Origin of the sequence: Streptomyces achromogenes subsp. achromogenes (assembly GCF_000720835.1) — a bacterium.
GTDB classification, from domain to species: domain Bacteria; phylum Actinomycetota; class Actinomycetes; order Streptomycetales; family Streptomycetaceae; genus Streptomyces; species Streptomyces achromogenes.
In genome coordinates, this window is the sequence record NZ_JODT01000137.1 from 1 (window position 1) to 273 (window position 273).

1 pseudogene is annotated in these 273 nt (G+C 65.2%); it reads right to left on the minus strand.

The window, feature by feature from the left end:
* Positions 1 to 273 (minus strand): annotated as a pseudogene (locus IH25_RS0137080) (ubiquinol-cytochrome C reductase); the annotation flags it as partial.

The following is a 273-nucleotide window of genomic DNA, read 5'->3' on the forward strand; positions in this document are numbered from 1 at the left end:
TCGTACAGCGAGATCGGGCAGCCCACGTGGGTGCAGATCTTCGAGTAGGCGACGATGCCCTGGTGCGACCAGTCGAGCTCGCGCTTGTCCTTGATGTCGTCCGGCTGGAGCCGCACGATCATCAGGGCCGCCTTGGCGATCTCGTTCTGGAAGTCCTCGTCGTGCTCCGACATGCCGTCGGGCATGGCGAAGGTCAGCGAGCCGACGGCCACGTCCTCGGGACGCAGCGGCTGGTTGGTGTTCATGTTGACCAGGCGCTTGCCCTTGGCCCAC